Annotated in this window: 5 protein-coding genes; 2 read left to right on the forward strand and 3 right to left on the reverse strand. The window is 33.8% G+C overall.

Annotated features, from left to right (window positions below):
- Window positions 1-37 precede the first annotated feature (37 nt).
- The gene (locus NYQ66_RS15580) at window positions 38-1,141 is read left to right on the forward strand and encodes a Fic family protein (RefSeq protein ID WP_259870699.1); all 1,104 of its coding nucleotides are present in this window, start codon (window positions 38-40) and stop codon (window positions 1,139-1,141) included.
- A gap of 410 nt (window positions 1,142-1,551) precedes the next feature.
- Here the strand turns inward: NYQ66_RS15580 and NYQ66_RS15585 are convergent, their stop codons facing one another.
- The 3 genes from NYQ66_RS15585 to NYQ66_RS15595 all read right to left on the reverse strand — a co-directional run bounded on the left by NYQ66_RS15585 (window position 1,552) and on the right by NYQ66_RS15595 (window position 5,368).
- Window positions 1,552-2,286: a hypothetical protein gene (locus NYQ66_RS15585; RefSeq protein ID WP_259870701.1), complete on the reverse strand. Its 735-nt coding sequence runs from the start codon at window positions 2,284-2,286 to the stop codon at window positions 1,552-1,554.
- Window positions 2,273-3,610: an ATP-binding protein gene (locus NYQ66_RS15590; RefSeq protein ID WP_259870703.1), complete on the reverse strand. Its 1,338-nt coding sequence runs from the start codon at window positions 3,608-3,610 to the stop codon at window positions 2,273-2,275. The genes NYQ66_RS15585 and NYQ66_RS15590 overlap by 14 nt, the downstream gene beginning before the upstream one ends.
- A gap of 1,632 nt (window positions 3,611-5,242) precedes the next feature.
- Window positions 5,243-5,368 carry a putative holin-like toxin gene (locus tag NYQ66_RS15595; RefSeq protein ID WP_259870705.1) on the reverse strand — a complete coding sequence of 42 codons (126 nt, stop codon included), beginning with the start codon at window positions 5,366-5,368 and terminating at the stop codon, window positions 5,243-5,245.
- A 105-nt stretch (window positions 5,369-5,473) separates the two neighbouring features.
- On the opposite strand from NYQ66_RS15595, the gene NYQ66_RS15600 reads away from it, so the two are divergent.
- Window positions 5,474-5,776, forward strand: coding sequence for a hypothetical protein (locus tag NYQ66_RS15600; RefSeq protein ID WP_259870706.1), 303 nt, complete (start codon window positions 5,474-5,476; stop codon window positions 5,774-5,776).
- Window positions 5,777-6,069 lie beyond the last annotated feature (293 nt).

A 6,069-nucleotide genomic window follows, 5' to 3' on the forward strand; every position in this document is an offset into this window, starting at 1 on the left:
TAATACTAATACATATTCTAAAAGAGGTGTTTCGAAAGTGAAGAAACCATACGCATTACCACTTCTACCAATAACCTTTGATGCGGAATCTGAACTTGCTTTTTATAAAAAAGTTGTGGAAGCCTCATCCATATTGGAAAAGCTAAAACAAAAAATTCATTATTCTTTAGTTAGTGAATCATTTTTACAATTGTTAACACTACATGAATCTGTTCAATCTACAAGAATTGAAGGGACTCAAGTTACTTTCAGTGAGATGTTAGAAGACGAAATTGAGCAGAAAGAAGATTGGGAGAAGGTAGAAGTTCGAAATTACCAAAGAGCATTAAAACTTGGCGTTGAAACCATTCAGACAGGATACCCACTAACAGAACGTTTAATCCGCGATATGCACAAGGAACTAATGAAAGATGCTCGTGGTTCTACAAGTGCTGCCGGAGAATATAGAACAATTCAGAACTTCATTGGACCAACCAAGCAACTGAAAGATGCTTCTTATGTTCCTCCTGAACCACAACTTATGGGAGAATATATGTCTAATTTAGAAAGATATATGAACGGTCATCCATATTTAGAAGATACGGAAGACAAATTGCATCCGCTAATTAAAGTAGCAATCATTCATGCACAGTTTGAATCTATTCACCCTTTCTTAGATGGAAATGGACGTTTAGGCCGAATCTTAATCGTACTATATATGTTACAATCCAACCTAATTGACTCCCCATTCTTCTTCCTAAGTGAGGAATTGGAGAAAGAAAAGTTTAAATATTATGCGATGCTAAACGGTGTTCGGGCGATTAATAAAAACGAACCTAATTGGAATAGTTGGATTACTTTTTTCCTTCAGGCAACGATTCGTATGGCTGAGCGGCAATTTAATAAGTTGGATCAAGCAGAAAGGTTGTATGAAGAAGGAATAACGAACTTAAAGCAACCCTCAACAGAAAAAGTTTGGGGAGCCCTTTTTAAATACCCTATTGCAACCGTTCATCAAATTGAAAACGATACTAGCTTAGCACCTGTAACAATACGGAAGAGCTTAAATGAACTTGTTCAGTTAAACATGGTTTATGGGGATAATAGAAAAAGAAACAAGCGGTTTTATCATTATGATCTCATTCGTATAATGAATGACTAATAACCCTATCCATACAACTGGATAGGGTTTTCTCTCACTACTACCATATCCCTAAGGAATAACATGGTTTTATTACGGGTGGTGACTAGGCACCGGCATTCATAAATTTTCTCCTCTTCTCGAACAAAATTTACCCATCGACTTCCATTTTTACCTTGAATATGGTTCGATAATGAGTAAACCAACGTTTTCAACTCCTTTGGTTGGGATAAGAAATTGGAAGTTCTGTGATAGGTCCTTCTATCTTTACTATGAAAACGGTGGTCTTTTTTTATTGATTGAACCTATTTTCTATACTAGGCACCAGTAAATTAAGATAAACGAATAAGAACAAAAAAGCCCACCACGTTTTTTTCAAGGTAATGAGCTAATATAGGTTATTCATTCTATTACAACTAAATTATCTCAAACTATAATTCCGATGACTTTAACTCTATAAAATTAAACATTAGCGGAACATTTGTTGATCGTTGTAAAGATTTAATCCCTTCTGAAATAAAGGTCCAGCTTGCTATATATTGGTCTCTATAACTCCCTGCTTCAATATCTGGCATGTATTGTGACAAGTATTCTTCTAGTGGTGAATCTAATTCTTCTAAGAATTCTTCTATATTATCTACTTTTGTTTCTGAAGAAGGATTGGCCTCATTAAAAATTACATGTTCTAAATTCCTCGAAAAGTAAAACATTTGATAGGCATATTTATTAGAAACAATCGTATCTACAGAATTCATAGTACGAATATTTCTACCCCTTATATTATTTCGAGTTAATATATTATTCATTTGTGTTCCACTTTGAACACTTATATTAGTATTTTGATAATAGGTTAAAACCTCTTGCTCTTTATCTATAACAACATTATCTTCCGGTATTAAACAACCATCTGTGTCAATAATATGAATAACAGCAAGGATGTCAGTCTGTTTAAATTTCCTTTTTAGTCTTATTTCCTTTACAGTATCCCCAATAACCTCTTTGATAGGTTTCCTTTGTTTTCTCGCGTCATACAAGATATCACCACGTTGAGGTTCAAATCGGATTTCATGGTCTCTGAATAGCTCCCTTAAACGATCTATAAGCAAAGTTTCGTCGCTCTCTCCTTCAACAATTAAAAGAACTACTTTTTTTCTAGTTTTCGCCATTTATTTTACCTGCTTTTCTAAATGACTTTTTTATGTCGTACAAGTCTGTTTCACCATAAATAGGTTCGTCTTGCCCACCAAGCTGCACTGCACGCAAATAAATATCGCGTGCATTGTTTAACTTTTTAACCCCTTTTAGTTGAAGATAGCGATCCTCTTCATTTAGTGTAGTAAACCATAAATTACGAATAGGTAAAACTTCTAAAATCCTCAAATTATGTGATGTGAAAAATAATTGCCCTTTCCCATTCTCACTTATTACTTCTAATAATTCTCCCAGTAAATATTCAAAAATTCCAGCATCTAATTCATCAATAACTACACATGCATTAGGATTATTGTACACTGCTATTAACGTACTAAGTATTGAAATTATTTTTATAACACCAGACGATTCACTTCTTAAAGGTAGCTCAATGTTTTCTTTATTAGACAAAAACTCAAAACGGATACCATCTAATCCATCATCCATTTTTTCTTGATGGATTTTTCTTATTTTGATTTGCAAACCAGGTATTATCGTTTTGAGAACAACATTTGTTTGCTCAATAACTTTCTCAATTGTTTCAAATAACTGAGGTGGTAATACCATTGTATCCCCTAACTCATAAGGAATTTTTCCACGCACATTTTCAAGGTGGATGTTAAATGGCATAACAATATTTGCCATTTGGAGTCCTGACTGAGTTTGATCAATCACGTGAAAATCTCTATTAAAATCACCAAGAAGATTGCTCATTATTTCCGTTTCTATCTCATTTAAAAAATGATCATATATTTCTCTTAATTCATCTCTAAAAACGAACGAAGTGCAATTATCATTTGCCATTCGTTTCGCCACCATTACGGATACTCTAATATCTTCGTTCATTGCCTTCAGCTTTTGATTTCTTATAGCAATCTCTTCATTATCTTTATAAAAAATATCTTTAAAACGCTTCTTGCTTATATTTTCCCTATAAGAAACTTTTTCTTTAATCACCTGAAGTAGTTTCTCTTTCCCTTTACCTATTGAAACATCATACTTTACAAAAAACTCTCCTAGATTGTTTTTAATAATTAAGTCAAACGACAGCTCCAAGTATTCCTCATTATAGTATATTAAATGTTTAGATAACTTCGGCAATTCCCATGTTTCTAACAAGATCTTTAACAAATTAAACGATTCAACAATTGCCGTCTTACCAGATCCATTTTGTCCATAGAAGCCTATTACATCTGCAATCTCAAGGTTATCAAAGGTTGAATTTGTACCAAAGTTTCCCTTTTTTACATTTTTTAAATTTTTAACCTCAACATTTGTAACTCGGATAGTGCTCGACATATCGTTTCCTCCTAGGATCTTATACTATAATGTCTTTCAAAGAATTATATCACACAAAAATTAACATATAAATAAAATCGTTAAAAAATTTGACTAATATCAGTTTAAATAGACAATAATTATTATTTATTAAACAAAATTGACAATTTTTAAACATTCTATTCAATAGTATACTTATTAGTGTTATTTTTTTGTTTTGGACTAAATTATTCTATCATACTGTTTTACTTAGTTAAGGATTTATCACGGGTGGTGACTAGACACCGGCAATCAACGAAGAAGAGAAGTGCGCAACTTCTCCCTGCAACCTCTACCGTCAGGGTGGTCGTTGTCAAATTATTTTTTAGTTTTTCGAGAGCAACCCTTTTTGCTTGCGACGGCGTAGGGTGGTTTTCCTGATTTCAAATATGTTCTTCCGATAGCAATAAGATCAAAACCATCCACCCTCACAACAGTTCAGTTGTTACTTCAGTTTATCAAATTCCACCGTTCATCCTAACTATCACCGTTCGACAAATCTCACTAATTCACGGGTGGTGAGTAGGCACCGACAAATTCGGGATAGGAACCATTGACTATATACCAAATTCTATTTTTAGGGAGGATAAATCCGTACGAAGGATTTTCGCACCTAAACTAACAGACCTCCACAAAATACTACTATTGTCTTTTCATTTTCATGAAATTCAGAAGTATGCTTGATAATTATAAATAGCTCTAATACGATAGTTCAACAATGAGCATAACAACCCTAAAAATCACCAACCGCTCGACAAATTTCGTTAATTTACGGGTGATGACAGGCACCAGGAATTTATCTTACTTAAACGATCAATCTGATAGATCAGATTGATCGTTTACTATGGAAAGGAGTATTGTAAAATGGATGGTATAAACCGTGTGCGATGTGGAAGATGTAGAGAATACTTTAGATATGGGGATAAAGTCTTTCTGGATTATAGCTATACAATTATGCATCAGCATTGCTACATACCTTTAGATGTGATCATTGAAAACGGCACCTTTATTCAAACCCTTAAGAATAACCCTTGCTTTCATGAACTATTGCCGCTTCAGCGATTGAAGTGATAGGGATAATGCTAAAAAACCTCTCACCACCAGCATAAATGGAATATATGAGTTCACCCGCATGCTCACCATTGATCATATGGTGGCCAATGTACAAATTATCAACTAAATAACAACTTTCATCAATATAATGGTGGTTGTTGCTGGCACCTATGATTCAATACATCCAAAAATACCTGCCACCAACCGTTCCACATATTACAACACTTTACGAGTGATGCAAGGCACCAGAAATTAATATAGTTACAACGTCTATTAGACTATCTCTCACATATCAAAACTATCATTACAAATCTATCATTCTTCGACAAAATCCGCTATTTTACGGGTGGTGACAGGCACTGGCAATCAAATGCAACGCTAGTGTAAGTACATATATATTCCAAAATACAACCTTTGTATATATGTAACAATAAGTATTATTGGATATAATTAATAATAATTAAGAATAGCTGAGTGCGATAACACCCAGCTAGAAAGTAACTACATGCCGCATGAAGAGCGGATGACCAAAATTTATGATTCTATACAAAGAAGTAGCCGTTATCTTGGTAGTGAGCGGCTATTTCTTTTGTTTAGAAAGACGACAATAGTCACAACAAATGTTAAAGTAGCTATTAAAGCTATACAAAATCGAGCAACTAGACTTAATGCTGCAAATGTCGTCATCCTACCATCTCCCTTCTACCAGAGAGAGGATCAACCGCTCACTATACTACTTAGTTACAAAATCTAATACGGGTGGTACAAGGGAAGTCAGAAAGGTGTTTTATTATGGGAAAGCAAAAAAGGAAAATGAAGAATAAAAAAAGTGAAGCAACAAAGGAAGATTTCGGTAATTGTGTATTGTTTTGCAAGGCATGTAATTATGAATTTGAGATAGAGTGGGAAACAATTTTTGCAATACAAGAAGTGACACATGGATATGTAGGCTTTCATCTAAATGACGTGTTTATTAATTGCCCTAAGTGTGACGAAATTGTTTCTGATAGTTCCGATAAAGATTATCTTCTTCCAGATACCAAGCAAACAAAACAACATAGTAAATCAATAGATGATTATGAGTTACCATTTTAGGTGTGAAATATATTTGGTGACAGGAACTAGCAATTACTATAAGTAATGAGAAAAAGTAACCTATCCTAACCTTTGGTCTAGCGTTGGAGGGTTATAATTTAAAAGAACTAGACTTGATGCCAGTGCAATAATGATTGCTTCATTACGGGTGGTGACTGGCACCAGTAATTAAATTAAATGGCACTGGCACTTATGGATCTCTAAACACTAGCACACATTGAATTTATGTCTAGATATTCAGTATAATTTTATGTATAATTGGGTATATATTAAAAGAGAAGTGCGTCAACACC

The sequence above is a fragment of the Aquibacillus koreensis genome, assembly GCF_025154055.1.
Classification (GTDB): Bacteria; Bacillota; Bacilli; order Bacillales; family Amphibacillaceae; genus Aquibacillus_C; species Aquibacillus_C koreensis.